This window comes from Comamonas sp. FG99, assembly GCF_057808605.1.
The window spans coordinates 185,127-210,653 of the sequence record NZ_JBMDII010000003.1; the positions used below are offsets into that span (position 1 = coordinate 185,127).

At 65.3% G+C, this 25,527-nt stretch carries 32 protein-coding genes; 27 read left to right on the plus strand and 5 right to left on the minus strand.

The annotated features are described in order from the left end of the window. The first annotated feature begins 74 nt into the window (after nucleotides 1-74). Entirely contained in the window at nucleotides 75-341 is a 267-nt protein-coding gene (locus ACODRX_RS03605; protein WP_488869675.1) for a hypothetical protein, read from the plus strand. Nucleotides 342-631: 290 nt separating this feature from the next. Here ACODRX_RS03605 and ACODRX_RS03610 read toward each other — a convergent pair whose 3' ends face one another. Next, entirely contained in the window at nucleotides 632-1,912 is a 1,281-nt protein-coding gene (locus ACODRX_RS03610) for an aspartate carbamoyltransferase (protein WP_488869676.1), read from the minus strand. Nucleotides 1,913-2,140: 228 nt separating this feature from the next. Here ACODRX_RS03610 and ACODRX_RS03615 point away from each other — a divergent pair, with 228 nt between their 5' ends. After that, the gene (locus ACODRX_RS03615; protein WP_488869677.1) at nucleotides 2,141-2,785 is read left to right on the plus strand and encodes a DUF1269 domain-containing protein; all 645 of its coding nucleotides are present in this window, start codon (nucleotides 2,141-2,143) and stop codon (nucleotides 2,783-2,785) included. Nucleotides 2,786-2,878: 93 nt separating this feature from the next. On the opposite strand, the gene proC is transcribed toward ACODRX_RS03615, so the two are convergent. Continuing rightward, entirely contained in the window at nucleotides 2,879-3,718 is an 840-nt protein-coding gene (proC, locus tag ACODRX_RS03620; protein ID WP_488869678.1) for a pyrroline-5-carboxylate reductase, read from the minus strand. Nucleotides 3,719-3,749: 31 nt separating this feature from the next. After that, entirely contained in the window at nucleotides 3,750-4,898 is a 1,149-nt protein-coding gene (locus tag ACODRX_RS03625; protein WP_488869679.1) for an esterase-like activity of phytase family protein, read from the minus strand. Nucleotides 4,899-5,121: 223 nt separating this feature from the next. Here ACODRX_RS03625 and aqpZ point away from each other — a divergent pair, with 223 nt between their 5' ends. Continuing rightward, on the plus strand, nucleotides 5,122-5,823 hold the full coding sequence (gene aqpZ, locus ACODRX_RS03630; RefSeq protein WP_488869680.1) for an aquaporin Z: 702 nt from the start codon (nucleotides 5,122-5,124) through the stop codon (nucleotides 5,821-5,823). A 70-nt stretch (nucleotides 5,824-5,893) separates the two neighbouring features. On the opposite strand, the gene glpK is transcribed toward aqpZ, so the two are convergent. Together glpK and ACODRX_RS03640 are read right to left on the minus strand one after the other, a co-directional pair. Then, entirely contained in the window at nucleotides 5,894-7,387 is a 1,494-nt protein-coding gene (glpK, locus tag ACODRX_RS03635; protein WP_488869681.1) for a glycerol kinase GlpK, read from the minus strand. A 110-nt stretch (nucleotides 7,388-7,497) separates the two neighbouring features. Then, entirely contained in the window at nucleotides 7,498-8,262 is a 765-nt protein-coding gene (locus ACODRX_RS03640; RefSeq protein WP_488869682.1) for a DeoR/GlpR family DNA-binding transcription regulator, read from the minus strand. Nucleotides 8,263-8,435: 173 nt separating this feature from the next. On the opposite strand from ACODRX_RS03640, the gene ACODRX_RS03645 reads away from it, so the two are divergent. The 24 genes from ACODRX_RS03645 to rplQ all read left to right on the plus strand — a co-directional run bounded on the left by ACODRX_RS03645 (nucleotide 8,436) and on the right by rplQ (nucleotide 25,232). Continuing rightward, complete coding sequence (locus tag ACODRX_RS03645) at nucleotides 8,436-9,509, plus strand: ABC transporter ATP-binding protein (RefSeq protein WP_488869683.1); 1,074 nt, start codon at nucleotides 8,436-8,438, stop codon at nucleotides 9,507-9,509. Beyond that, entirely contained in the window at nucleotides 9,510-10,592 is a 1,083-nt protein-coding gene (locus tag ACODRX_RS03650; RefSeq protein WP_488869684.1) for an ABC transporter ATP-binding protein, read from the plus strand. Beyond that, a complete protein-coding gene (locus ACODRX_RS03655; RefSeq protein ID WP_488869685.1) occupies nucleotides 10,589-11,497 on the plus strand; it encodes a carbohydrate ABC transporter permease in 909 nt (302 codons plus the stop codon). Before ACODRX_RS03650 ends, ACODRX_RS03655 begins: the two co-directional genes overlap by 4 nt. Then, nucleotides 11,490-12,302 carry a carbohydrate ABC transporter permease gene (locus tag ACODRX_RS03660; protein ID WP_488869686.1) on the plus strand — a complete coding sequence of 271 codons (813 nt, stop codon included), beginning with the start codon at nucleotides 11,490-11,492 and terminating at the stop codon, nucleotides 12,300-12,302. Before ACODRX_RS03655 ends, ACODRX_RS03660 begins: the two co-directional genes overlap by 8 nt. A 20-nt stretch (nucleotides 12,303-12,322) precedes the next feature. After that, nucleotides 12,323-12,631 carry a DUF2160 domain-containing protein gene (locus ACODRX_RS03665; protein ID WP_488869687.1) on the plus strand — a complete coding sequence of 103 codons (309 nt, stop codon included), beginning with the start codon at nucleotides 12,323-12,325 and terminating at the stop codon, nucleotides 12,629-12,631. Nucleotides 12,632-12,718: 87 nt separating this feature from the next. Continuing rightward, entirely contained in the window at nucleotides 12,719-14,452 is a 1,734-nt protein-coding gene (locus ACODRX_RS03670) for an ABC transporter substrate-binding protein (protein ID WP_488869688.1), read from the plus strand. A gap of 135 nt (nucleotides 14,453-14,587) precedes the next feature. Next, the gene (locus ACODRX_RS03675) at nucleotides 14,588-16,195 is read left to right on the plus strand and encodes a glycerol-3-phosphate dehydrogenase/oxidase (RefSeq protein WP_488869689.1); all 1,608 of its coding nucleotides are present in this window, start codon (nucleotides 14,588-14,590) and stop codon (nucleotides 16,193-16,195) included. A 270-nt stretch (nucleotides 16,196-16,465) separates the two neighbouring features. After that, nucleotides 16,466-16,834: a 50S ribosomal protein L14 gene (rplN, locus tag ACODRX_RS03680; RefSeq protein ID WP_184705451.1), complete on the plus strand. Its 369-nt coding sequence runs from the start codon at nucleotides 16,466-16,468 to the stop codon at nucleotides 16,832-16,834. 10 nt (nucleotides 16,835-16,844) lie between these two features. Beyond that, nucleotides 16,845-17,165: a 50S ribosomal protein L24 gene (gene rplX / locus ACODRX_RS03685; RefSeq protein ID WP_488869690.1), complete on the plus strand. Its 321-nt coding sequence runs from the start codon at nucleotides 16,845-16,847 to the stop codon at nucleotides 17,163-17,165. A 10-nt stretch (nucleotides 17,166-17,175) separates the two neighbouring features. Then, complete coding sequence (gene rplE, locus ACODRX_RS03690) at nucleotides 17,176-17,715, plus strand: 50S ribosomal protein L5 (protein WP_488869691.1); 540 nt, start codon at nucleotides 17,176-17,178, stop codon at nucleotides 17,713-17,715. An 8-nt stretch (nucleotides 17,716-17,723) separates the two neighbouring features. Next, nucleotides 17,724-18,029 carry a 30S ribosomal protein S14 gene (gene rpsN, locus ACODRX_RS03695; protein ID WP_488869692.1) on the plus strand — a complete coding sequence of 102 codons (306 nt, stop codon included), beginning with the start codon at nucleotides 17,724-17,726 and terminating at the stop codon, nucleotides 18,027-18,029. Between the two features lie 18 nt (nucleotides 18,030-18,047). Beyond that, a complete protein-coding gene (gene rpsH / locus ACODRX_RS03700; protein ID WP_488869693.1) occupies nucleotides 18,048-18,443 on the plus strand; it encodes a 30S ribosomal protein S8 in 396 nt (131 codons plus the stop codon). A 27-nt stretch (nucleotides 18,444-18,470) separates the two neighbouring features. Further along, nucleotides 18,471-19,004 (plus strand): 50S ribosomal protein L6, encoded by a 534-nt coding sequence (rplF, locus tag ACODRX_RS03705; RefSeq protein ID WP_488869694.1) that lies wholly within the window; start codon nucleotides 18,471-18,473, stop codon nucleotides 19,002-19,004. 11 nt (nucleotides 19,005-19,015) lie between these two features. Next, on the plus strand, nucleotides 19,016-19,381 hold the full coding sequence (gene rplR / locus ACODRX_RS03710; RefSeq protein WP_488869703.1) for a 50S ribosomal protein L18: 366 nt from the start codon (nucleotides 19,016-19,018) through the stop codon (nucleotides 19,379-19,381). 15 nt (nucleotides 19,382-19,396) lie between these two features. Next, nucleotides 19,397-19,915 carry a 30S ribosomal protein S5 gene (gene rpsE / locus ACODRX_RS03715; RefSeq protein ID WP_488869695.1) on the plus strand — a complete coding sequence of 173 codons (519 nt, stop codon included), beginning with the start codon at nucleotides 19,397-19,399 and terminating at the stop codon, nucleotides 19,913-19,915. 14 nt (nucleotides 19,916-19,929) lie between these two features. Beyond that, nucleotides 19,930-20,112, plus strand: coding sequence for a 50S ribosomal protein L30 (rpmD, locus tag ACODRX_RS03720; protein ID WP_488869696.1), 183 nt, complete (start codon nucleotides 19,930-19,932; stop codon nucleotides 20,110-20,112). 11 nt (nucleotides 20,113-20,123) lie between these two features. Beyond that, nucleotides 20,124-20,555, plus strand: a complete 432-nt coding sequence (gene rplO, locus ACODRX_RS03725; protein WP_488869704.1) for a 50S ribosomal protein L15 — start codon at nucleotides 20,124-20,126, stop codon at nucleotides 20,553-20,555. Between the two features lie 22 nt (nucleotides 20,556-20,577). Next, complete coding sequence (secY, locus tag ACODRX_RS03730; RefSeq protein ID WP_488869697.1) at nucleotides 20,578-21,897, plus strand: preprotein translocase subunit SecY; 1,320 nt, start codon at nucleotides 20,578-20,580, stop codon at nucleotides 21,895-21,897. A 108-nt stretch (nucleotides 21,898-22,005) separates the two neighbouring features. Beyond that, the gene (rpmJ, locus tag ACODRX_RS03735; RefSeq protein WP_460479824.1) at nucleotides 22,006-22,119 is read left to right on the plus strand and encodes a 50S ribosomal protein L36; all 114 of its coding nucleotides are present in this window, start codon (nucleotides 22,006-22,008) and stop codon (nucleotides 22,117-22,119) included. Nucleotides 22,120-22,141: 22 nt separating this feature from the next. Next, a complete protein-coding gene (rpsM, locus tag ACODRX_RS03740; RefSeq protein ID WP_460479825.1) occupies nucleotides 22,142-22,507 on the plus strand; it encodes a 30S ribosomal protein S13 in 366 nt (121 codons plus the stop codon). A 15-nt stretch (nucleotides 22,508-22,522) separates the two neighbouring features. Next, a complete protein-coding gene (gene rpsK / locus ACODRX_RS03745; protein WP_488869698.1) occupies nucleotides 22,523-22,927 on the plus strand; it encodes a 30S ribosomal protein S11 in 405 nt (134 codons plus the stop codon). Nucleotides 22,928-23,012: 85 nt separating this feature from the next. Next, nucleotides 23,013-23,636 carry a 30S ribosomal protein S4 gene (gene rpsD / locus ACODRX_RS03750; protein ID WP_488869699.1) on the plus strand — a complete coding sequence of 208 codons (624 nt, stop codon included), beginning with the start codon at nucleotides 23,013-23,015 and terminating at the stop codon, nucleotides 23,634-23,636. A gap of 117 nt (nucleotides 23,637-23,753) precedes the next feature. Then, nucleotides 23,754-24,746 (plus strand): DNA-directed RNA polymerase subunit alpha, encoded by a 993-nt coding sequence (locus tag ACODRX_RS03755; RefSeq protein WP_460479828.1) that lies wholly within the window; start codon nucleotides 23,754-23,756, stop codon nucleotides 24,744-24,746. 96 nt (nucleotides 24,747-24,842) lie between these two features. Next, nucleotides 24,843-25,232, plus strand: coding sequence for a 50S ribosomal protein L17 (gene rplQ / locus ACODRX_RS03760; RefSeq protein WP_488869700.1), 390 nt, complete (start codon nucleotides 24,843-24,845; stop codon nucleotides 25,230-25,232). The last annotated feature ends 295 nt before the right edge of the window (nucleotides 25,233-25,527 follow it).

Genomic DNA, 25,527 nt, shown 5'->3' on the forward strand with positions numbered 1-25,527 from the left:
CGGCTGGCGCCGCCAGGTTGATCGGCCTATGATCCGCAATGGCGGCATGTGCCGCAAAAACCAGGAGGACGATCATGTCCAGATCCTGTTCCTTGGCCACTCTGGTATTGGCCGTGCTGGGCACGGCTGCCCTGGGCGCCGCGGCCCAGAATGATGCGGGGCGCGCGGCGGGCGCGCCCTTGAAGGGCGTGGGGGTGTCGCTGGGCAAGCAGGCCGCGGCCCGCCCCGATGGCCATGGCCCGGGCAAGGATGCGGCCAAGAAGGCCCGCCAGCCGCCCGCGGGCGCCCAGCCCGCGCAGGGCGCGGCCGTCAAGTCCAAGTCGAACATCAGCAACAACTGACGAAAAAAATGACACCCCACGCTCCCCACTGCGTTGGGTCGCTGCCCCTCCAAGAGGGGCGCTTTTCATCTTGGGGCGGCCCGGCGATGAAAAATGACACCCCACGCTCCTCACTGCGTTGGGTCGCTGCCCCTCCGAGAGGGGTACTTTTATCTTGGGGCGGCCCGGCGATAAAAAAGCGGCCATCGTTTCGATGGCCGCTAACACTGGAGTCGCAGAAAAAAACCGTCAGCGAATGCGCAACGGTGTGTACATTGGCGCATTCAATCTGCAAGGATGTAAGCAGTAGTTTAATCCAAAGTGTCGAACACTGCATCGTCCGGCCCGACAAAGGCCGGAGAGCGCCAGGTGACATCGCGCATCGAGCGCGCCACCTGGTTCTCCACTCCCATCAGCACCGCGAACAGCGCCATGCGCACCGGGATGCCGTTGTCGGTCTGGCGGAAGATGGCCAGGCGCGGGTCGTGGTTCAGGTCGGTCGAGAGGTCGTTGGCGCCGGGGCGGGCATCGCGCGGCAGCGGGTGCATGATGATGGTGTCGGGCTTGCAGACCGCGTCCACCAGCGATTTCTGCACCTGGAACTCGGGCGTGTAGCCTTCGATGTTCTCGCCCTCGAAGCGCTCCTTCTGGATGCGCGTGGCGTAGACCACGTCGGCGCCCTTGAGGTCGTGCAGCGAGGTGGACACCTCCACCACATGGCCGTTCTTCGAGGCCAGCTCCACCAGGTAGGCCGGCATCTCCAGCGACGAGGGCGAGATCAGCGTGAACTTCATGCCCTTGTACAGCGACAGCAGGCGGATCAGCGAGTGCACCGTGCGGCCATACTTGAGGTCGCCCACCATGGCGATATGCGCGCCGTCCATCAGCTTGCCCAGGCGTGAGAACTCGCGCTGGATGGTGTACATGTCCAGGATGGCCTGGCTGGGGTGCTCGCCCGGGCCGTCGCCGGCGTTGATGACCGGGATGTTGGTGGCGCGCGCGAACTCGGCCACCGAGCCCTGCTCGGGGTGGCGGATCACCAGCGCGTCCACGTAGCCAGCCATCACGCGGCTGGTGTCGTAGATGGATTCGCCCTTGGCCATGGACGAGAAGGTGAAGCCGGTGGTGTCGCACACCGAGCCGCCCAGGCGGCTGAAGGCGGCGCCGAAGCTCACGCGGGTGCGGGTGCTGGCTTCGAAGAACAGGCTGCCCAGCACCGCGCCCTCGAGCACGCGGCTGACCTTGTGGCGGCGGGCGATGGGCTGCATCAGGTCGGCGATGCGGAACAGCTCCTCCAGGCTTTCGCGCTCAAGCTGGGCCACCGACAGCAGCTGCGGCCGGCCGTCGGCCGCCATGCGCTCGGCCAGCGGCCGGGCGTGCTTCTTCGCGTCCTGGCCCGAGGCCTCGCGCGACAGGATCTCGGTGACGAACTTCTGCGCCATGTCGGGCATGGCGCGGGCCTCGCCCGAGGCCTCGGGCAGCAGCCAGGTGTCGAGCGTGCGGCGGCGCACGCCCAGGCGCTCGGCAAACGCGTCGCGCGTCAGATTCAAGCGGCGCATCGCGTCGCGCAAAAAGTCCTGTTGGCTGTCCATGGAGGGTCCTTGTCGGCAAATATCGGTGAAATTATACGCTTTGCGTTAAATATTTGTGTCGTATATACGCATTGTGTTGCCGATCCGCTCTGTGTCAGACAACTTCGCCAGCTGTGCCGTTTTGTTTGCGCCGGCCGGGCGCTGGCGCTACCGTGGAGCGGTCCGGGTGGGGGGCAGGCGCCGCGGTGTCGCGGCGCGCCACGCGCGGACGTATGCGGAGGAATATCCATGGACAAGAATGTGGTGGTGCTGAGCTTCGCCGAGGCCAGCAAGGCTTACCAGGCGCTGTCGGAGCTGAAGGCTGCGGCCTTGCAGGAGCGCGTGCGGCTCGAGACGGCGGCGGTGGTCGCGCGCGAGGCCGATGGCCGCGTGGTGGTCAAGGATGCGGCCAGCGACGGCGAGATCAGCTCGGGGCCGCTGACCGGCACGCTGCTGGGCGCGCTGATCGGCCTGCTGGCGGGGCCGCTCGGTATGCTGCTGGGCGGCATGTCGGGCGCGGTGATCGGCAGCTCGGTGTCGCTGGACAAGATGCAGGATCGCCTGAGCGTGGCGGACCAGATGATGCGCGCGATGCCGGTGGGCTCGACCTCGCTGATCGCGGTGGTGCAGGAGCCCGCGGTGGAGGTGGTGAACCAGCTGGCCGCGGGCCTGCAAGGCACGGTGCTGCGCCGCCCGCTGGAGGCGGTGCAGGCCGAGGTGGATGCGCAGATCGAGGCCCACGAGGCCGCCAGCCGCGAGGCGCGCCGGGTGCTGCGCGACAAGCAGAAGGACGAATGGCAGGGCAAGTTCGACAACTGGAAAGAGGAGCTGGGCGAGGGCATCGACCGGCTGCAGGCCCGGATCTCGGATTTGTTCGGCAGCCGGAAGTCGTAAAACGATAGCTGCTGGCGCTTTGTTTTTAATGGTTTCATTATGAAAATTATCTGAAATCCATTGTTTTTAAGCGCTTGCAGCTATATTTTTTCTTCAGCGCCCGAACTCGTCGCCCAGCTCGGCCGCACGCTTTTCGGCGGCGCGCATGGCGGCGATGAAATGCTCGGCAACCTGGCTGGCGCGCATGCTCTGCAGCGCCGCATAGGTGGTGCCGCCCTTGCTGGTGACGCGCTCGCGCAGCACGGCCGGCGGCTCGCTCGACTGCGCGGCCAGCTGCGCGGCGCCGATGAAGGTGCCCACGGCGAGCTGGTGCGCCTGCTCGGGCGCCAGGCCCATGTCCGCGCCCGCCTGGGCCATGGCTTCGAGAAAGTAGAACACATAGGCCGGGCCGGAGCCCGACAGCGCGGTGACCGCATCGAGCTGCTCCTCGCGCTGCACCCACAGGTACTGGCCGGTGGTGGCGATGACCTGCTCGACCAGCTGCTTTTGCGCTGCGCTGACGCCGGCGCGCGGGAACAGCCCGGTCATGCCCAGGCCCACCAGCGCGGGGGTGTTGGGCATGGCGCGCACGATGTGTTCGCTGGCCAGCCACTGCGCCATGCTGTCCGAGCGGATGCCGGCCGCCACGCTCAGGTGCAGCGCGCGCGCGGCATGCGGCGCGACTGCGGCGGCGGCGTCCTTGAAGGTCTGCGGCTTGACGGCCCAGACCACCAGCGCGGCCTCGGCCAGCGTGGCGCCAGCGGCTTGCAGCACCTGCACGCCGAACTGCTGGCTCAGCTTCTGGCGCTGGGCCTCGAAGGGCTCGACCACGGTGATGCGCGCGGCCGGTGCGCCGCGCCGGATCAGCCCGCCGATGATGGCGCTGGCCATGTTGCCGCCGCCGATGAAGGCGATGGGCGGAAAGGAGAATGGGGTGGATTGCGGATCGGTCATGGATACGAGGGTAGAGGGCGGCCAGGCCGCATTATGGCGCGCCGCACCGCCCGGCTTCGGCCAGCGCGAGCAGCTGCGTCACCTCGGCCGGATTGAAGTTGTTGTCGCTGAGCACCAGCAGCACCCGTTCGCCGCCGGCCAGCGGCGGGCCCCAGGCCATGGCTTCGAGGTTGTCCAGCGTGGCGAGGCCGAGTGCGGCGAAGTCCAGCACCAGGGTCTTGGCCGCCACGCGGTGGTTGCCGGGGGCCAGGCGCTCAAGCGCCAGCGTGTCGCTGGCGGCATCGGGGGCCATGCGGGTGGCTATGCGGTACAGCCGGGCGCCAAAGCCGTGGCCGAGCACGTACGAGCGCTCCAGCACCAGCAGCTGGCCGGGGCCGTCGGCCAGGATCTCGCTCACGCCGTTGACCGCGGCGCGCGGCAGCAGCGGGCTGGGAGCGGCAGGCAGTGGATCGGGCTGGTAGGCGATCTGGCGCAGCGGCCGGCCGCTGGCGGCGTCGAAGGCGGTGATGCGCACCGGCGCGCCGGGCCGGGTGTGCGTGGGCAGCGGCCCGTCCTGCTGCAGCGGACCCTCCATCGCGGCCCAGACGGTGCTGCGGTCGTCGTCCAGCGCGATGCCTTCGAGGCTGAGGTTGTTGCGCGGGCCCCGGCCGGGCACGCGGGGCTGGGGCAGCTGCAGCTGCGCTGGCAGGGCCCAGCTGCGCAGCCAGCGGCCGTCGGGCCGCATTTCGTTGAGCTCGGGGCCGAAGCCGCGCGCGAAGTCGCCCTCGCTGCTCCATAGCAGGCGGCCGGCGCCGGGCAGCAGGCGCAGCGCTTCCGGGTCGGGCACGGCCAGCTGCGGCTGGGCGGCGCGGGCACTGGCGTACGGCTGGCCGAGCGGGTTGCGCAGCGGCTGCATGCCGGTGAGCGCGAACGCATGCAGGCCGGCGGCGTCGTAGCGGATGCGGGCGGTGTACAGGCGCGCCGGGTCGTGGGCCGAGCGGTCGTCGCTGAGCAGGTAGTACTGCTCGCGCGCCGCGTCGTAGTCGATGGCCGAGAGGCCGCCGACCGTGGTGCCGGCGAACACGGTGTCGTGGCCCCAGCGGATTTCGCCGAGCAGGCGCCAGGCGCTGCCGTCGGCGGCGCAGAAGCTGGCCGGCGGCTGCGGCGCGCTGGCGCAGCCGGCCAGCCACAGCGCTGTCATCAAGGCCGCCCACAATCGAGCCGGGGTCGGGGCATGGCTGGGCGGGCGCCCGGGGGCGCGGGTGGGGCGGGGAGCAGGGGCTGGCATGGCGTATGGCGGAGTCGGGTGATCCCCTATTGTTCACATTTACCCGGTTATGCAACGGATGGCCGCCCCCTATGATTCCAGGCACTTCGGCGCGGGCATGTGGCCAGCGCCGCATGCAATAGGAGGAGAGTCTGTCATGACTACGAATGTGAAGAAATGGTCGGCTGAATTCATCGGCACTTTCTGGCTGACCTTTGGCGGTTGCGGCAGCGCGGTGCTGGCCGCGGCGTTTCCGAACGTGGGCATCGGCCTGCTGGGCGTGTCGCTGGCCTTCGGCCTGACGGTGCTGACCGGCGCCTATGCGCTCGGGCCGGTGTCGGGCGGGCATTTCAATCCGGCGGTGTCGGTGGGGCTGGCGGTGGGCGGGCGCTTCAAGGCGTCGGAGCTGCCGGGCTACATCATCGCCCAGGTGCTGGGCGCGATCGCGGCCGGCGCGGTGCTGTACGTGATTGCCACCGGCAAGGCGGGCGCCGACATCGGCGGCTTCGCCACCAACGGCTATGGCGAGCATTCGCCTGGCGGCTACTCGATGGCCGCCGCCGCGGTGGCCGAGATCGTGCTGACCGCGATCTTCGTGATCGTGATCCTGGGCGCGACCGCCAAGCGGGCCGCCGGCGGCTTTGCCGGCCTGGCCATCGGCCTGTGCCTGACGCTGATCCACCTGATCTCGATCCCGGTGACCAACACCTCGGTGAACCCGGCGCGCAGCACCGGCGTGGCGCTGTTCGGCCCGTCGATCGCCACGGCCCAGCTGTGGTTCTTCTGGCTCATGCCCATCGTGGGCGCCATCATCGGCGCGGTCATCTACCGGGCGCTGCTGGCCGACGAGCAGGACTGAGCTGGCGGCGCCGCTCGCGGCGTGGCCCAGGCACCAGGCATGCACCGCAAGGTGCATGCCTTTTGTTTTGTCAGTCTGCGGTCGCCTGGCGCACCGCATGCTCCCATTGCTGCATCAGCGCCTCGGCGCGCGTGCGCTCCAGCGTGGGGTGGAAGCGCCGCTCGGCCTGCCACAGCCGGGCGATCTCGTCGGTGCCGGCGTAGACGCCGCTGGACAGGCCGGCGAGGAAGGCGGCGCCCAGCGCGGTGGTTTCCACGCAGGCCGGGCGCACCACCGGTATGCCCAGCAGGTCGGCCTGGAACTGCATCAGCAGGTCGTTGACGCAGGCGCCGCCATCCACGCGCAGCTCGCTCACCGGGCGGCCGCCGGCAGCAGCGGCGTCACGGCTCATCGCGGTGAGCAGCGCGGCGCTCTGGTAGGCGATGGATTCGAGCGCCGCGCGGGCGATGTGGGCCAGCGTGGTGCCGCGGGTGATGCCGGCGATGGTGCCGCGCGCATCGGGCTTCCAGTAGGGCGCGCCCAGGCCGGTGAAGGCCGGCACCACCATCACGCCGCCCGAGTCGGGCACGCTCTCGGCCAGCTGCTGCACCTGGCCGCTGTGCTCGATGGCACGCAGCCCGTCGCGCAGCCACTGCACCACCGCGCCGCCGACGAAGACGCTTCCCTCCAGGGCATAGGCCGGCGCAGCGGTGGGCTGTGCCGCAGCGGTGGTCAACAGGCCGTTGGCCGAGGTCTGGAACACGCTGCCCGTATGCATCAGCATGAAGCAGCCCGTGCCATAGGTGTTCTTGGCCATGCCGGCCGAAAAGCAGGCCTGGCCGAAGAGGGCGCTTTGCTGGTCGCCCGCCACGCCGCCGATGGCGATCTCTCCACCCAGCACTTCGGCCGCCGTGCGGCCGAAGTCCGAGGCCGAAGGCAGCACCTCGGGCATGAGCGCGCGCGGAATGTCTAGCAGCGCCAGCAGATCGTCGTCCCACTGGTTGGTGTGGACGTTGAACAGCATGGTGCGGCTGGCGTTGGACACATCGGTCACATGGCGGCGTCCGCCCGTGAGCTGCCAGATCAGCCAGCTGTCCACGGTGCCGAAGGCCAGCTCGCCGCGCTCGGCCGCCGCGCGTGCGCCGTTGACGTTGTCCAGGATCCAGCGCAGCTTGGTGCCCGAGAAATAGGCATCGATCAGCAGGCCGGTCTTGCTTTGGATGGTGTCGGCATGGCCTGCCTCGCGCAGCTGGGCGCACAGCGGCTCGGCGCGGCGGTCCTGCCAGACGATGGCATGGTGCACCGGCTCGCCGGTGGCGCGGCTCCACAGCACCGTGGTTTCGCGCTGGTTGGTGATGCCCAGGGCACGCACGTCGGCGGCGCTGATGCCGGCCTGGGCCAGCGCCGCGCGCGCGGTGGCGAGCTGGGTGCGCCAGATCTCGCGCGGGTCGTGCTCGACCCAGCCGGGGCGCGGATAGATCTGCGGCAGCTCCATCTGGGCCTGGGCCACCGGGCGGGCCTGGGCATCGAAGACGATGCTGCGCGAACTGGAGGTGCCCTGGTCCAGGGCGAGCAGGTAGGTCATGGTGCGATGTCTATGAAAAAGAGAGCTGCTAGCGCTTGTTTTTACTGGGTTTCAAGGTAAAAGTATTATGAAACCAAGAATGGATAGGCGCCAAAAGCTCCTGTTTTTGATCAGTCGGCAACGATGCACTGCACGCCGGCTTCGCCCAGCAGCGCCGGAAACGGCTCGGGCGGCGGCAGGTCGGTGAACAGGCGCTGGATCTGGCTCAGCCGCGCCAGCTCCACCATGGCCTGGCGGTGGAACTTGCTGTGGTCGGCGGCCAGCCAGACCTCGCGCGCATGGTCGATGATGGTCTGTGCCACCTTGACCTCGCGGTAGTCGAAGTCGCGCAGCGAGCCATCGGGCTCGATGCCCGAGATGCCGATGAGCGCGATGTCCACCCGGAACTGGCGGATGAAGTCCACCGCCGCCTCGCCGACGATGCCGCGGTCGCGCGTGCGCACCACGCCGCCGGCCACGATCACCTCGCACTCGGGGTTGCCGCTCAGGATCGCGGCCACGTTGAGGTTGTTGGTCAGCACGCGCAGGCCGCGGTGGTTCAGCAGCGCGCGGGCGACGGCTTCGGTGGTGGTGCCGATGTTCAGGATCAGCGAGCAGTCGTTGGGCACCTGGGCCGCGACCGCGCGGGCAATGCGCGCCTTGCCTTCGGCATGCAGGTTCTCGCGCTGGGTGTGGGCCAGGTTCTCCACGGTGGAGCTGGGCATGCGCACGCCGCCATGGAAGCGCATGACCAGGCCTTGCTCGGCCAGCCGCTGCACGTCGCGGCGCACGGTCTGCAGGGTCACGCCGAGCGTCTCGGCGAGCTGTTCCACGGTGACGGACTGGCGCAGCCGCACCTCATCGAGCAGCTGCAGTTGGCGGGGATTGGTATTCACGCGGGTTCGAACGCTCCTGAAAGATCACTGTAAACGAACAAAAAAAGAAAGCATTCAGGGTAAACCTGTATTCAAAACGATCAAAAAAGAACAAAAATGAACTAAATCGAAGCGGCTCCCACCGCTTCGCAGCTACAACAGGGCAGCCCTTCGATGGGTTGGGAGACACGGCGATGGAGTTGGTTCTGGATCGCATCACCAAGCGGGTGGGGGCCGAGACGTGGCTGCACAGCATGGATATGGCGCTGCGCAGCGGCGCCGTGACCGTGCTGCTGGGCGCCACCCAGGCCGGCAAGACCAGCCTGATGCGCATTATGGCGGGCCTGGATGCGCCCAGCACCGGCCAGGTGCGGGTCGATGGCCGGGACGTGACCGGCATGCCGGTGCGCGAGCGCAACGTGGCCATGGTCTACCAGCAGTTCATCAACTATCCCTCGCTCACCGTGGCCGAGAACATCGCCTCGCCACTCAAGCTGCGCGGCGAAAAGAACCTGGAGCAGCGCGTGCGCGAACTGGCCGGGCGGCTGCACATCGAGATGTTCCTCGACCGCTATCCGGCCGAGCTCTCGGGCGGCCAGCAGCAGCGCGTGGCGCTGGCGCGGGCGCTGGCCAAGGGCGCGCCGCTGATGCTGCTGGACGAACCGCTGGTCAACCTCGACTACAAGCTGCGCGAGGAGTTGCGCGAAGAGCTGTCGCAATTGTTCGCGGCCGGCGATTCCACCGTGGTCTATGCCACCACCGAGCCAGGCGAGGCGCTGCTGCTGGGCGGTTACACCGCGGTGCTGGATGCCGGCGAGCTGCTGCAGTACGGGCCCACGGCCGAGGTCTTCCATGCGCCGAATTCGCTGCGCGTGGCGCGCGCCTTCAGCGACCCGCCGATGAACCTGCTGGCCGCCGAGGCCGCGCCGGGCGGCCTGCGCCTGCCCGACGGCACGGCGCTGCCGTTGCCCGGTGCGCCGCAGGGCGGCGGCGCCGCGACCCTGGGGCTGCGCGCCAATGCGCTGCGCCTGCAGTCCCGGCCGGGCGACGTGGCCGTATCCGGCCGGGCCCTGTTGGCCGAGATCTCGGGCTCGGACACCTTCGTGCACGCGGCCACGCCCTGGGGCGAGCTGGTGGCGCAGGTCACCGGCGTGCACTACATCGAGCTGGGCAGCGCGGTGACGCTGTACCTGAACCCGGCGCAGGCCTATGTCTTCGGCGCCGACGGCGCCCTGGCGCTGGCGCCGGCGCGCACCGGGAGGATCTGAATGGCCCGCATAGAACTCGATCTCGCGCATTCGTACCGGCCCAACCCGCGGCAGGACAGCGACTATGCGCTGCTGCCGCTGAGCATGGCTTTCGACGACGGCGGCGCCTATGCGCTGCTGGGGCCGTCGGGCTGCGGCAAGTCCACCATGCTCAACATCATGTCGGGCCTGCTCGTGCCTTCGCAGGGCAAGGTGCTGTTCGATGGCCGCGACGTAACGCGCGCCACGCCGCAGCAGCGCAACATCGCCCAGGTGTTCCAGTTCCCGGTGATCTACGACACCATGACCGTGGCCGAGAACCTGGCCTTTCCGCTGAAGAACCGCGGGGTGCCCGAGGCGCGCATCCGCCAGCGCGTGGGCCAGATCGCCGAGATGCTGGAGATGAGCGGGCAGCTGGGCCAGCGCGCGGCCGGCCTGTCGGCCGATGCCAAGCAGAAGATCTCGCTGGGCCGCGGCCTGGTGCGCGAGGACGTGGCGGCGGTGCTGTTCGACGAGCCGCTCACCGTGATCGATCCGCACCTCAAGTGGCAGCTGCGGCGCAAGCTCAAGCAGATCCACCATGAGCTCAAGCTCACGCTGATCTATGTGACGCACGACCAGGTGGAGGCGCTGACCTTCGCCGACCGGGTGGTGGTGATGACGCGCGGCCGCGCGGTGCAGGTGGGCACGCCGGGCGAGCTGTTCGAGCGCCCGCGCCATGCCTTCGTGGGCCATTTCATCGGCTCGCCGGGCATGAACTTCCTGCCGGCCGAGGCGCGCGCGGGCTTTCTGGACATCGCCGGGCGGCGCGTGCCCGCGCCGCGCGAGCTGCCGGCCGGCAGCCTGCAGGTGGGCGTGCGGCCCGAATACCTGGCGCTGGCGGGCGAGGGCGCGCCGGGCGCCTTGCCCTGCCGCGTGCTGCGCGTGCAGGACGTGGGCACCTACCAGATGCTGACGGCCGAGGTGGCCGGCGACGTGCAGGGCCATGTGCTCAAGGCGCGCTGCGCCAGCGAGCAGCGCTTGCCCGCGGTGGGCGAGAGCGTGTGGCTGCAGGTGCTGGGCGGGCACACCTGCTTCTACCAGAACGAGGAGCTTTTGCCATGAGCAGCACCAACAGCGCAAGCACCAAGCCGGTCAACCAGAAGGCCTGGTTCCTGATCCTGCCGGTGATCCTGTGCGTGGCCTTCTCGGCCATCCTGCCCTTGATGACGGTGGTGAACTACTCGGTGCAGGACATCATCTCGCCCGAGCGCCGCGTCTTCGTCGGCACCGAATGGTTCGCGGCGGTGATGCGCGACGAGGAGCTGCACGGCGCGCTGTGGCGCCAGATCGGCTTCTCGCTGGCGGTGCTGGCGGTGGAGATACCGCTGGGCATACTGCTCGCGCTGGCCATGCCGGCCAAGGGCTGGAAGTCCTCGGCGGTGCTGGTGGTGGTGGCGCTGTCGCTGCTGATCCCGTGGAACGTGGTCGGCACCATCTGGCAGATCTACGGCCGCGCCGACATCGGCCTGCTGGGCGCGGCGCTGAACGCGCTGGGCCTGGACTACAGCTACACCGGCAATGCCACGCACGCCTGGCTCACCGTGCTGGCGATGGATGTGTGGCACTGGACGCCGCTGGTCGCGCTGCTGTGCTATGCCGGGCTGCGCTCCATCCCCGATGCCTACTACCAGGCGGCGCGCATCGACGGTGCGAGCAAGTTCGCGGTGTTCCGCTACATCCAGCTGCCCAAGATGCGCGGCGTGCTGATGATCGCGGTGCTGCTGCGCTTCATGGACAGCTTCATGATCTACACCGAGCCCTTCGTGCTCACCGGCGGCGGGCCGGGCAATGCGACCACCTTCCTGAGCCAGTACCTCACGCAAAAGGCCGTGGGCCAGTTCGACCTGGGGCCGGCCGCCGCGTTCTCGCTGATCTATTTCCTCATCATCCTGCTGCTGTGCTTCATCCTCTACAACTGGATGCAGCGCGTGGGCACGGCAGACAAACAAGGAGCCGGCCATGAATGAGCCCCGCTTCCACAAGCGCACGCTGTTCCTGATCGCCTACCTGGTCTTCGCGGTGCTGCCCATCTACTGGATGGTCAACATGAGCTTCAAGACCAACGAGGAGATCCTGTCGAGCTTCTCGCTGTGGCCCCAGCATTTCACCTGGGACAACTACAAGACCATCTTCACCGACGAGAGCTGGTACTCGGGCTACATCAACAGCCTGATCTACGTGGCCATCAACACCGTGATCTCGATCTCCGTGGCGCTGCCCGCCGCCTATGCGTTCTCGCGCTACCAATTCCTCGGCGACAAGCATGTGTTCTTCTGGCTGCTGACCAACCGCATGACGCCGCCGGCCGTGTTCCTGCTGCCCTTCTTCCAGCTCTACACCACCGTGGGGCTGATGGACACGCACATCGCCGTGGCCCTGGCCCACCTGCTGTTCAACGTGCCGCTGGCCGTCTGGATCCTGGAGGGCTTCATGAGCGGCATCCCGCGCGAGATCGACGAGACGGCCTATATCGACGGCTACTCCTTCCCGCGCTTTTTCCTCACCATCTTCCTGCCGCTGATCAAGGCCGGCGTGGGCGTGGCGGCTTTCTTCTGCTTCATGTTCAGCTGGGTCGAGCTGCTGCTGGCGCGCACGCTGACCAGCGTCAACGCCAAGCCCATCGTGGCGACCATGACGCGCACGGTCTCGGCCTCGGGCATGGACTGGGCCACGCTGGCCGCGGCCGGCGTGCTGACCATCGTGCCGGGCGCGATCGTGATCTGGTTCGTGCGGCACTACATCGCAAAAGGTTTTGCGATGGGTCGCGTTTAAGGGTTTAAGGGAGAAGCGCCATGTTCGACTGGATGGCCTGGACCACGCCGGTGGCGGTGTTCTTTACCTGCATCGTGCTCATGCTGATCGGCATGACGGTGTGGGAGATCAAGTCTCCCACCACGCTGCGCAAGGGCTTTTTGCCGATCGCCACCACGCGCGGCGACCGGCTCTTCATCGGCCTGCTCACGGCCGCCTACATCAACCTGGCCTGGGTGGGCCTGGGCGAGAAGATGGCGCAATGGTTCTCGCTGGAGACCGAGCCCTCGGTGTGGCTCAGCTTCGCGCTGTCCATGCTGGTGCTGGCGCTGGTGCTGCGCAAGGGCTGAAGCATCGAGGGTCAAGGCGCCGGCCCGATCCTCCCCCGGAGGCCGGCGCTGTAACGCAGAAGGGGAGTTCCCTATGAGGAGACAGCAATGAAGATGCAGTTCAAGGCGATCGCATTCGCCGCCGCGGCCCTGGCTTTGGGGCAGGCCACGTGGGCCGGCGAGGCCGAGGCCAAGAAGTGGATCGACAGCGAGTTCCAGCCTTCCACACTCACCAAGGACCAGCAGGCGGCCGAGATGAAATGGTTCATCGATGCCGCCAAGAAGCTGCAGGCCAAGGGCGTGAAGGAGATCTCGGTGGTCTCCGAAACCATCACCACGCACGAGTATGAAAGCAAGGTGCTGGCCAAGGCCTTCAGCGAGATCACCGGCATCCAGGTCAAGCACGACCTGATCCAGGAAGGCGACGTGGTCGAGAAGCTGCAGACCTCGATGCAGTCGGGCAAGTCCATCTACGACGGCTGGATCAGCGACTCCGACCTGATCGGCACGCACTACCGCTACGGCAAGATCATGAACCTGACCGACTACATGGCCGGCCCGGGCAAGGAATGGACCAACCCCGGCCTTGACGTCAAGGACTTCATCGGCACCAGCTTCACCACCGCGCCCGACGGCAAGCTCTACCAGCTGCCCGACCAGCAGTTCGCCAACCTCTACTGGTTCCGCGCCGACCTGTTCGCGCGCAAGGATCTGCAGGACAAGTTCAAGGCCAAGTACGGCTACGAGTTGGGCGTGCCGCAGAACTGGAGCGCCTACGAGGACATCGCCGAATTCTTCTCCAGCGACGTCAAGCAGATCGACGGCAAGCCCATCTATGGCCACATGGACTACGGCAAGAAGGACCCCTCGCTGGGCTGGCGCTTCACCGATGCCTGGCTGTCCATGGCCGGCAGCGCCGACAAGGGCATCCCCAACGGCATGCCGGTGGACGAATGGGGCATCCGCGTGGCCGACGACAAGTGCACGCCGGTCGGCGCCTCGGTCTCGCGCGGCGGCGCCACCAACTCGCCCGCGGCGGTCTATGCGCTCACCAAGTACGTGGACTGGATGAAGAAATACGCGCCCAAGGAAGCCATGGGCATGACCTTCGGCGAATCCGGCCCGGTGCCGGCGCAGGGCCAGATCGCGCAGCAGATCTTCTGGTACACCGCCTTCACCGCCGACATGACCAAGGCCGGCCTGCCGGTGGTCAATGCCGACGGCACGCCCAAGTGGCGCATGGCGCCCGGCCCGCACGGCCCGTACTGGAAGGACGGCATGCAAAACGGCTACCAGGACGTGGGCTCGTGGACCTTCTTCAAGGACCATGACGCGAACCGCACCGCCGCCGCCTGGCTGTATGCCCAGTTCGTCACCGCCAAGACCACTTCGCTGAAGAAGTCCATCCAGGGCCTGACCTTCATCCGCGACTCCGACATCCGCAGCGACTTCTTCACCAAGAACGCCAACAAGTACGGCGGCCTGATCGAGTTCTACCGCAGCCCGGCGCGCGTCGCCTGGACGCCCACCGGCACCAACGTGCCCGACTACCCCAAGCTCGCCCAGCTGTGGTGGAAGAACGTGGCCGAGGCGGTGACCGGCGAGAAGACCCCGCAGAAAGCCATGGACAACCTGGCTGACGAGATGGACAACGTGATGGCCCGCCTGCAGCGCGCCGGCATGGCCCACTGCGCGCCCAAGCTCAACCCCAAGGGCGACCCCGCCAAGTGGCTCAGCGACCAGCACGCACCGTGGAAGAAGGTGGCCAACGAGAAGCCCAAGGGCGAAACCATCGCCTATGACACCCTGCTGCAGGCCTGGAAGGACGGCAAGGTGCGCTGATACCGATTCGCCTGCGAACCGGTATGAAGCCCTCACCCCGGCCCTGCGGCCGGGGTGCCGAGAGTCCGATCCGGGCTCTCCGAAATCCTAGTGAAAACCCTAGGATTGACATGAAAGCGTGGACAATTGCAAGCCATGACGACAACCGAATCCTCTGCCCCCCTGCCCACCGCGCGCGCCGAGCTGATGGCCCGGCTGGCCGAGCCCGGGACCTACGACCTCGCGGTGATCGGCGGCGGCGCGACCGGCCTGGGCGTGGCGCTGGATGCGGCCGCCCGGGGCTTCTCGGTGGTGCTGCTGGAGTCGCATGACTTTGCCAAGGGCACCTCGTCGCGCGCGACCAAGCTGGTGCACGGTGGGGTGCGCTACCTGGCCCAGGGCAATATCTCGCTGGTGCGCGAGGCGCTGCACGAGCGCTCCACGCTGCTGCACAACGCGCCGCACATCGCGCAGCCGCTGGCCTTCGTGATGCCCTCGTACAAGCTGCTGGACACGCCCTTCTACGGCATCGGCCTCAAGATGTACGACGCGCTCGCCGGCAAGGCGGGCCTGGGCAGCACCCAGTTCCTGAGCGCCTGCAAGACCCGCGAGCTGCTGCCCACGGTGCGGCAGCGCGGGCTCAAGGGCGGCGTCAAGTACTGGGATGGCCAGTTCGACGATGCCCGGCTGGCGCTGGCGCTGGCGCGCACCGCGGCGCGGCGCGGCGCGCTGCTGCTGAACTACTGCCCGGTCACCCGGCTGATCCACGACAACGGCCGCGTGGCCGGCCTGGTCTGCCAGGACCAGTACAGCGGCCGCAGCTACGAGGTGCGGGCGCGCTGCGTGGTCAACGCCACCGGCCCGTGGGTGGACGCGCTGCGCGAGATGGACGGCGCCGAATCCGGCCGCGCCACCCGCCCCATCGTCGCGCCCAGCCAGGGCGTGCATGTGGTGGTGGACCGCGACTTCCTGCCCAGCGACCATGCGCTGCTGGTGCCCAAGACCGCCGACGGCCGGGTGCTGTTCGCGGTGCCCTGGCTGGGCAAGGTCATCCTTGGCACCACCGACACGCCGCGCCATGACCTGGCGCGCGAGCCCGAGCCTTTCCAGGCGGAGCTGGACTTCATCCTCACCGAGGCCGGCCATTACCTGAGCCGGCGCCCCGCCATGACCGACGTGCGCAGCATGTGGGTCGGGCTGCGCCCGCTGGTCAAGCCCCAGGGCGAGGATGGCGAGAACACCAAGGGCCTGAGCCGCGAGCACACGGTGCTGACCAGCGCCTCGGGCATGGTCACCGTGACCGGCGGCAAGTGGACCACCTACCGCGCCATGGCCGAGGATGTGCTGGACACCTGCTTCACGGCCGGCGCCTTGCCCCGGCGCGCCGGCGGCGCCACCGTGCACCTGCCACTGGTGGGCGCGCCGCTGGGCGGGCAGGCGCAGCACAGCATGCACATGCCCCAGGGCCTGCATTCCTATGGCAGCGAGGCGGCTGTGCTCAACGCGCTGCCCGGCGCCGACCACTGGTTGGCCGACGGCCTGAGCGAGGCCATGGTGCGCTTTGCCGCGCGCCACGAATACGCCCGCACGGTGGAAGACATGCTGGCGCGGCGCTCGCGCCTGCTCTTCCTCGACGCGCGCCGAGCCGCCGCCGTGGCGCCGCAGGTGGCCGCCATCCTGCAGCAGGAGCTGGGTCTGGACGATGTGGGCCTGCCGGCGTTTTTGGCGCTGGCGCAACAGTACGCCGGCCAGAAGGCGCAATGAGGCATCCTCGGGGGATAGGGGCTTGACCCAGTCGCCCATCTTTGCGATAATCATGAGCTTCGCATTAATTTCTGCGGCGGCTATGGCTATGGAGCTTGTTGCTCTTGCCCTGGCTTTGCAGTGAGGCGTGCGGAAATTCTGCCCAGGTGAAGCACCGCGTGGTTGCGGTGTGGACGACGGGCCCAAGACTGACTGGCTGCTGGCAGCTCATGAAGAAGTTCATTCTTTTGGGCTGTCCGGTCCTGCTGGTGCAAGTTGGGAAATATTGAAATGATCCAGACAGAATCTCGACTAGAGGTTGCCGACAACACCGGCGCGAAGTCTGTCCAGTGCATCAAGGTGCTGGGCGGTTCGCATCGTCGCTATGCGAGTGTGGGTGACATCATCAAGGTGAGCGTGAAAGAAGCCGCTCCGCGTGGCCGCGTCAAAAAGGGCGAGGTCTACAGCGCGGTTGTGGTGCGTACGGCAAAAGGCATTCGCCGCGCCGACGGATCGCTCGTGAAGTTCGACGGCAACGCCGCAGTGTTGCTCAACGCCAAGCTGGAGCCTATCGGCACCCGCATCTTCGGCCCCGTGACGCGCGAGCTGCGTACCGAGCGCTTCATGAAGATCGTGTCCCTGGCACCCGAAGTTCTTTGAGGACAGCACCATGAACAAGATTCGCAAAGGCGACGAAGTGGTCGTGCTGACCGGGCGCGACAAGGGCAAGCGCGGCGTGGTGACGCTGCGCTCCGACGACTCCCACCTGGTGATCGAAGGCATCAACCTCGTGAAGAAGCACGTCAAGCCGAACCCCATGAAGGGCACCACCGGCGGCATCGTGGAAAAGGCCATGCCCATCCACCAGTCCAACGTGGCTATTTTCAACGCGGCGACCGGCAAGGCCGACCGCGTGGGCATCAAGGTCCAGGCCGACGGCACGCGTACCCGCGTGTTCAAGTCCAATGGCGCCGAAATCAAGGCTGCCTAAGGAGTAACACATGGCACGACTGCAAAAACAATACCGTGAGCAAATCGCTCCCGAACTGATGAAGAAGTTCGGCTACACCTCTCCGATGCAGGTTCCGCGTCTGACCAAGATCACCCTGAACATGGGCGTGAGCGAGGCGGTGGCCGACAAGAAGGTGATGGACAACGCTGTTGCCGACCTGACCAAGATCGCCGGCCAAAAGCCCGTGGTGACCAAGGCCAAGAAGGCTATCGCCGGCTTCAAGATCCGCGAAGGCCAGGCCATCGGCTGCATGGTGACCCTGCGTGGCGTCCAGATGTATGAATTCCTGGACCGCTTCGTGACCGTTGCCCTGCCCCGCGTGCGCGACTTCCGTGGTATCTCGGGCCGCTCGTTCGACGGCCGCGGCAACTACAACGTCGGCGTGAAAGAGCAGATCATTTTCCCTGAGATCGAGTACGACAAGGTCGATGCACTGCGTGGTCTCAACATCAGCATTACGACGACTGCGCAGACTGACGATGAGTGCAAGGCACTCCTGCAGGCTTTCCGCTTCCCGTTCAAGAACTGAGGTGATGCATGGCTAAAGTAGCATTGATCCAGCGCGAACTGAAGCGCGAAAAGCTGGCAGCCAAGTTCGCTGCCAAGTATGCAGAGCTGAAGACGGCTTCCAAGAACGCCAAGCTGAGCGAAGAAGAGCGCGATGCCGCACGCCAGGCGCTGCAGCAGCTGCCCCGCAACGCGAACCCCACCCGTCAGCGCAACCGTTGCGAGATCACGGGCCGTCCGCGTGGCACCTTCCGTCAATTCGGTCTGGGCCGCGCCAAGATCCGTGAGCTGGCTTTCAACGGCGACATCCCCGGTGTCACCAAGGCCAGCTGGTAAGCAGTCAGGAGATTAAACATGAGCATGAGTGATCCTATCGCTGACTTGCTGACCCGCATTCGCAATGCACAAATGGTGTCCAAGGCCACCGTGTCGGTGCCGTCTTCCAAGGTGAAGGTTGCCATCGCCAAGGTGCTGCAGGACGAGGGTTACATCGACGGCTTCGAAGTGAAGACCGAAGATGGCAAGTCTGAACTCGCAATTACCTTGAAGTACTACGCTGGCCGTCCGGTGATCGAGCGCATCGAGCGCGTGAGCCGCCCCGGTCTGCGTGTCTACAAGGGCTGCGATGCCATCCCGCAGGTCATGAATGGCCTGGGCGTTGCCATCGTCACCACCCCCAAGGGCGTGATGACGGATCGCAAGGCGCGTGCTGCCGGTGTCGGCGGCGAAGTGCTTTGCTACGTGGCTTAACCGTGGCATTGAAGGAGAAATACTGAAATGTCCCGAGTTGCAAAAATGCCGGTGAGCATCCCCCAAGGTGTGGATGTCTCCATCAAGGAAGACCAGATCAGCGTCAAGGGCTCCGGCGGCACGCTGAGCCTGGCGCCCAACGCCCTGGTCAAGGTGTCCAGCGCCGACGGCAAGCTGTCGTTCGAACCCGCGAACGACTCGCGCGAAGCCAATGCCATGAGCGGCACCATGCGCCAGCTGGTGAACAACATGGTGGTGGGCGTGAGCAAGGGCTTCGAGAAGAAGCTGTCGCTGGTGGGCGTGGGCTACAAGGCCGCTGCCTCCGGCAGCAAGCTGAACCTGAACGTGGGTTACTCGCATCCCGTGAACTTCGAGATGCCCGCAGGCATCGCCGTGGCATGCCCGACCCCGACCGAAATCGTGATCAAGGGTGCTGATCGCCAACGCGTGGGCCAACTGGCCGCCGAGATCCGCGCCGTCCGTCCTCCCGAGCCTTACAAGGGCAAGGGCATCCGTTATTCGGATGAAAAGGTCGTGATCAAAGAGACCAAGAAGAAGTAAGGAGCTGCATGATGTTGAACAAGAAATCGCAGCGTCTTCGTCGTTCCCTGCAGACCCGCTACCGCATTGCCGAGCAAGGCGTGGCGCGTCTGACCGTGAACCGTACGAACCTCCATATCTACGCTACCGTGATTTCCGGCGACGGAACCAAGGTGCTGGCCACTGCTTCCACGCTGGAAGCCGAGGTGCGCAGCAGCCTGGGCGCAGCCGGCAAGGGTGGCAATGCCGCCGCGGCCCAGATCATTGGCAAGCGCATCGCCGAGAAGGCGAAAGCTGCCGGTGTCGAGAAGGTTGCATTCGATCGCGCAGGCTTTGCATACCACGGCCGCGTCAAGGCACTGGCAGACGCAGCCCGCGAAGCCGGCCTGCAGTTCTAAGCGGAGTGGATAGAAATGGCAAAGTTTACCCCCAAGGTGCAAGACGAAGGTCGTGACGACGGTCTGCGCGAAAAGATGATCGCGGTCAACCGCGTGACCAAGGTCGTGAAGGGTGGCCGTATCCTCGGCTTCGCAGCACTGACCGTGGTCGGCGACGGTGATGGCCGCGTGGGCATGGGCAAGGGCAAGTCCAAGGAAGTGCCGGCTGCCGTGCAGAAGGCCATGGAAGAAGCCCGCCGCAACATGATCAAGGTGTCGCTGAAGAACGGCTCCATCCACCACCAGGTGATGGGCCACCACGGCGCCGCCAACGTCATGCTGGCTCCTGCTCCCAAGGGTACCGGCATCATCGCCGGTGGCCCGATGCGCGCAGTTTTCGAAGTGCTGGGTATCACCGACATCGTGGCCAAGAGCCACGGTTCGTCCAACCCCTACAACATGGTTCGCGCCACTTTCGACGCTTTGAACAACTCCACGACCCCTTCGGAAGTGGCAGCAAAGCGTGGCAAGTCGGTGGAAGACCTGTTCGCCTGATTGGAGTCTTCACAATGACGACGCAACAAACTGTCAAGGTCCAATTGGTGCGTAGCCCGATTGGCACCAAGCAAGACCACCGCGCCACGGTGCGCGGTCTGGGCCTGCGCAAGCTCAATAGCGTGAGCGAACTGAAGGACACCCCCGAAGTGCGCGGCATGATCAACAAGATCAGTTATCTGGTCAAGGTGCTCTGAAAGGATTGATGATGGAACTCAATAGCATCAAGCCTGCAGCAGGTGCCAAGCACGCCAAGCGCCGCGTGGGCCGTGGCATCGGCTCCGGCCTGGGCAAGACCGCAGGCCGCGGCCACAAGGGCCAGAAGTCGCGTTCGGGCGGCTACCACAAGGTGGGCTTCGAAGGCGGTCAAATGCCTCTGCAGCGCCGTCTGCCCAAGCGCGGCTTCAAGTCCGCTTCGCTCAAGTTCAACGCCGAGGTGACTCTGGCGGCGCTGGAAAGCCTCGGCCTGGCCGAAGTCGATCTGGCTGCGCTGAAGCAGGCTGGCCTGGTGGGTCAGTTGGCCAAGGTGGTCAAGGTGGTCAAGAGCGGTTCGCTCAGCAAGGCTGTCAAGCTCAACGGCATCGGCGCTACCGCCGGCGCCAAGGCTGTGATCGAAGCTGCTGGCGGCAGCATCGCCTAACCCTTTCTGAAAGAAGACATCAGTGGCTACGAGCAACGCAACGATTGCAAAGACCGGCAAGTACGGCGATCTGCGCAAGCGCCTGGTTTTCCTGCTGCTGGCGTTGGTGGTGTACCGCATCGGGGCTCATATCCCGGTGCCGGGCATCGATCCGACCCAGCTGCAGCAATTGTTCAATAGCCAACAAGGTGGGATTCTCAACCTGTTCAACATGTTCTCGGGCGGGGCGCTGTCGCGCTTCACCGTGTTCGCGCTGGGGATCATGCCGTATATCTCGGCATCGATCATCATGCAGCTGATGACCTATGTGGTCCCCAGCTTTGAACAGATGAAGAAGGAAGGTGAAGCGGGCCGCCGCAAGATCACCCAGTACACCCGTTACGGTGCGCTGGCGCTGGCGCTCTTCCAATCGCTCGGCATTGCCGTGGCGCTGGAAGGCACGGCCGGTCTGGTGCTGAATCCGGGCTTCGGGTTCCGCATGACCTCCGTGGTCAGCCTGACCGCAGGTACCATGTTCCTGATGTGGCTGGGTGAGCAGATCACCGAGCGTGGTCTGGGCAACGGTATCTCGATCCTGATCTTCTCGGGTATCGCTGCGGGCCTGCCCGGCTCGATCGGCGGACTGCTGGAACTGGTGCGCACGGGTGCGATGAGCATCCTGGCCGCGATCTTCATCGTGCTCGTGGTGGCTGGCGTGACGTATTTCGTCGTGTTCGTCGAACGCGGGCAGCGCAAGATCCTGGTGAACTATGCGCGCCGCCAGGTGGGCAACAAGGTGTATGGCGGCCAGTCTTCGCACTTGCCGCTGAAGCTGAACATGGCCGGGGTCATCCCGCCGATCTTCGCTTCGTCCATCATCCTGCTGCCGGCCACCGTGGCAAACTGGTTCAGCACTGGCGAGTCGATGCGCTGGCTGAAGGACATTGCAGGTACGCTGACCCCCGGCCAGCCGATCTATGTGATGCTCTATGCAGCCGCGATCATCTTCTTCTGCTTCTTCTATACCGCCTTGGTCTTCAACAGTCGCGAGACTGCGGACAACCTGAAGAAGAGTGGTGCGTTTATTCCCGGTATCCGACCAGGGGATCAGACTGCACGGTATATTGACAAGATTTTGGTCCGTTTGACGCTTGCGGGTGCTATCTACATCACCTTCGTGTGTCTGCTGCCAGAGTTCTTGATCCTGAAGTACAACGTTCCGTTCTATTTCGGTGGCACTTCCTTGTTGATCATTGTGGTGGTGACCATGGACTTCATGGCCCAGGTCCAGAACTACATGATGTCTCAGCAATACGAGTCGCTTCTGAAGAAGGCGAACTTCAAGGCCTCGCCCAAAGCTTGAGGCGAGTAGCTGAGACCCAAAGGAAAGTGTGCCCTCCAGCCAGTTCGGGGCCTTTGACAAGGAATGCCGCCGGCAGGCTGGAGCGGATGGAAGTTTTAGGAGAATGACATGAGAGTTTCGGCTTCGGTAAAGAAAATTTGCCGCAACTGCAAGATCATCCGCCGCAAAGGCATCGTGCGCGTGATCTGCACCGACCAGCGCCATAAGCAGCGCCAAGGTTGATTGAAAGTATTAGAGGACTAATATGGCACGTATTGCTGGTATTAACATCCCGCCGCACAAGCATGCTGAAATCGGCCTGACCGCCATCTTTGGCATCGGTCGTACCACGGCACGCAAGATCTGCGACGCCTGCGGCATCGAGTATTCCAAGAAGATCAAGGATCTGACGGACGGCGATCTGGAAAAGATCCGCGACCAGTTGGCTCCGCTGACGCTGGAAGGCGACCTGCGTCGTGAAACCACGATGAACATCAAGCGCCTGATGGACATCGGCTGCTATCGAGGCTTTCGCCATCGTCGCGGCCTGCCCATGCGCGGTCAGCGCACCCGCACCAATGCCCGTACCCGCAAAGGTCCGCGCAAGGGCGCAGCGGCACTGAAGAAATAAGGGAATTAGATCGCTATGGCAAAGTCTCCTGCAAGCAACGCAGCCTCGCGCGTTCGCAAGAAGGTCCGCAAGAACATTTCGGACGGTATTGCGCACGTTCACGCTTCGTTCAACAACACCATCATCACCATCACCGACCGCCAGGGCAACGCCCTGTCGTGGGCTTCGTCGGGTGGCCAGGGCTTCAAGGGTTCGCGCAAGTCGACGCCTTTCGCTGCCCAGGTGGCTTCCGAAGTGGCCGGCCGCGCCGCGATGGAACAAGGTATCAAGAACCTGGACGTCGAGATCAAGGGCCCCGGCCCGGGTCGCGAGTCCTCGGTGCGCGCCCTCGGCGCGCTGGGTATCCGCATCACCTCCATCTCGGACGTGACGCCGGTCCCGCACAACGGCTGCCGCCCTCAAAAGCGCCGTCGTATCTAATTCATCCATAAGCCCACCGCCGCCTGTGCTGACCAGCGCCGGCGGCTCCCGCAATGTTTGCGGCAGATGACACAAGGAAGATCAAGTGGCACGTTACATCGGCCCCAAGGCCAAACTCTCCCGCCGTGAAGGCACCGACCTGTTCCTGAAGAGCGCCCGCCGCTCGATCTCGGACAAGGCCAAGTTCGACACCAAGCCCGGCCAGCACGGCCGCACCTCCGGCTCGCGCACCTCCGACTACGGCCTGCAGCTGCGTGAAAAGCAGAAGGTCAAGCGCATGTACGGCGTGCTGGAAAAGCAATTCCGCCGCTACTTCGAGGAAGCCGACCGCCGCCGCGGCAACACCGGTGCGAACCTGCTGTCGCTGCTGGAATGCCGCCTGGACAACGTGGTGTACCGCATGGGCTTCGGCTCGACCCGCGCCGAGGCTCGCCAGCTGGTGTCCCACAAGGCCATCGTGGTGAACGGCCAGGCCGTGAACATCCCTTCCTACCTGGTGAAGGAAGGCGACGTGGTTGCCGTGCGCGAAAAGTCCAAGAAGCAGGCCCGCATCATCGAGGCGCTGCAACTGGCGCAGCAGGTCGGCATGCCGGCATGGGTGGAAGTGAGTGCGGACAAGGTCGAAGGCACCTTCAAGAAGGCGCCGGACCGCGATGAGTTCGGTTCCGACATCAACGAATCGCTGATCGTCGAACTGTATTCTCGTTAATTCCCCTGTCGTTTCGACTGCAGAGGTACCTGTTCCAGAACCGCGAGGCATCGCGGTTCTGGCGCTTCACCAGCCTTACCGGTGTAACGAGCCGGGGGTATTGAGAGGAAGTTTTGCATGCAAACCAATTTGCTGAAGCCCAAGACCATCAACGTAGAGCAGCTCGGCCACAATCGCGCCAAGGTGGAGCTCGAGCCCTTTGAGCGTGGATATGGCCATACGCTGGGCAATGCGCTGCGCCGCGTGCTGCTGTCGTCCATGGTGGGCTATGCAGCGACCGAAGTCACCATTGCAGGCGTTTTGCATGAGTACTCGTCGATCGACGGCGTGCAGGAGGACGTGGTCAACATCCTGCTGAACCTCAAGGGCGTGGTGTTCAAGCTCCACAACCGCGACGAGGTGACGCTCTCGCTGCGCAAGGACGGCGAAGGCGTGGTCACGGCGGCTGACATCCAGACGCCCCACGATGTGGAGATCATCAATCCCGAGCATGTGATTGCCCATCTGTCGCAAGGCGGCAAGCTGGACATGCAGATCAAGGTCGAGAAGGGCCGTGGCTACGTGCCGGGCAATGTGCGCCACTACGGCGACGAGTCGACCAAGTCGATCGGCCGCATCGTGCTGGACGCATCGTTCTCGCCGGTCAAGCGCGTGAGCTACACCGTGGAAAGCGCCCGTGTGGAGCAGCGCACCGACCTGGACAAGCTGGTGCTCGAGATCGAGACCAACGGCGCCATCGCCGCCGAGGATGCGGTCCGCTCGTCGGCCAAGATCCTGGTGGAGCAACTGGCGGTGTTCGCGCAGCTGGAAGGTGGCGCGCTCGACGTGTTCGACCAGCCGGGCAGCAACCGCAGCAACGCCACCTTCGATCCGATCTTGCTGCGTCCGGTGGACGAGCTCGAGTTGACGGTGCGTTCCGCGAACTGCCTGAAGGCCGAGAACATCTACTACATCGGCGACCTGATCCAGCGCACCGAGAACGAGCTGCTCAAGACCCCGAACCTGGGCCGCAAGTCGCTCAACGAGATCAAGGAAGTGCTGGCCTCGCGCGGCCTGACCTTGGGCATGAAGCTCGAGAACTGGCCGCCGGCTGGCTTGGAAAAGCGTTAAACGCTACAATAGCGGGTTCCGCAGTTTTGCGGAACAGTGCATTGGGCAGTACCTGATACGGCTGCCCGATTTAATTAAAGTGAAGGAAAAAGCACCATGCGTCACGGAAATGGACTCCGTAAACTGAACCGTACCAGCGCTCACCGCAAGGCGATGCTGCAGAACATGATGAACTCGCTCATCGAGCACGAGGCCATCAAGACCACGGTCCCCAAGGCCAAGGAACTGCGCCGCGTGATCGAGCCCATGATCACCCTGGCCAAGACCGACTCGGTGGCCAACCGCCGCCTGGCTTTCAACCGCCTGCGCAACCGCGACAACGTGACCAAGCTGTTCAACGTGCTGGGCCCCCGTTCGGCCAACCGTCCCGGTGGCTACACCCGCATCCTGAAGATGGGCTTCCGCGTGGGCGACAACGCCCCGATGGCCTATGTCGAGTTGGTGGACCGCGCTGAAGAAGCTGCGGCCGAAGGCGCAGCCGAGTAAGAGCCGCTAACACAACCCTTGATACGTTGTTGCTTCGCCTTGTCGTACTACCCGTACTGCCTGCGGCTTCGCGCCTCGTCTCAACCGCAAATCTTCGATTTGCTGGGTTGTGTTAGCAGCTCAAAGCCTCTGCCGCATGCACGAAAGCCCACTTCGGTGGGCTTTCGTCTTTCTTGCGGGGCCATCTTTTATAAAGTGAGATGGTTTTTCATATGGAGGTCATCTTTGGCGTATAATCCGTATCGCGCGATGGAGCAGTCTGGTAGCTCGTTGGGCTCATAACCCAAAGGTCGGA